The organism is Microvirga aerilata, assembly GCF_016743775.1.
Taxonomy (GTDB): Bacteria; Pseudomonadota; Alphaproteobacteria; order Rhizobiales; family Beijerinckiaceae; genus Microvirga; species Microvirga aerilata.
This window is the reverse complement of record NZ_JAEQMY010000336.1, coordinates 1-820: the sequence shown is the minus strand read 5'-3', so window position 1 is coordinate 820 and position 820 is coordinate 1. Positions and strand designations below refer to the sequence as shown.

Annotated in this window: 1 protein-coding gene; it reads left to right on the top strand. The window is 61.0% G+C overall.

From position 1 onward, the window contains the following. Nucleotides 1-744: polyhydroxyalkanoate depolymerase (gene phaZ, locus JKG68_RS32685; protein WP_202066629.1), on the top strand; the 744-nt coding region annotated here is incomplete at its 5' end. Nucleotides 745-820: the final 76 nt, after the last annotated feature.

The following is an 820-nucleotide window of genomic DNA, read 5'->3' as shown; positions in this document are numbered from 1 at the left end:
GATCCGCTGGTGCCTCGTTCAGTCACGCTCCTCGGCGGACCTATTGACACCCGGCAGACCCCGACAAAGGTCAACAGCTTCGCCCAAGCACGAGACATCGGCTGGTTCAAGCGCCACTGCATTCATCCTGTGCCAGAGCGGTACCAGGGCCGGGGGCGGCTGGTCTATCCAGGGTTCATGCAGTTGGGTGGGTTCATGGCCATGAACCCGGATCGCCACTTCTCTGCACACCGGGACATGTTCAACCACCTCATTCAGGGCGACGGTGACTCAGCAGACAGGCACCGGGAGTTCTATGACGAATACTTGGCTGTCATGGACCTGACTGCCGAGTATTACCTCCAGACCCTGGAGACGGTGTTCATCGACCATCTGCTGCCAAGAGGGCTGATGCAGCACCGGGGCAGGCCCGTGGACCTGAAGGCGGTCCGCCGCTGTGCTCTCATGACTGTCGAGGGGGAGAACGACGACATTACCGGACGCGGCCAGACGGTGGCGGCACTCGATCTCACGCCCAATCTGTCGGCTGAGAAGAAAGAGCATCATCTGCAAGCCAAAGTCGGGCACTATGGCGTCTTCAACGGCTCGCGCTTCAGGCGGGAGATCGCGCCACGCATCAAGGCATTCATGAAGAAGCATGCAGCAGACGAGTCGGTTGTGCTGAAAAGGCTGTCAAGACGTGGCTCTCCCGGCAGGGGACGCGATCCGCTGTATGATCCCGCGTCTGTCGCAGTGCCCACCTGATCCTGGTCGCCTCGTGAGAGCGACCGCCCACCTGGGAAACTCAGGTGATCAGGCGTGTGTCGTGGAGCCCCATGAT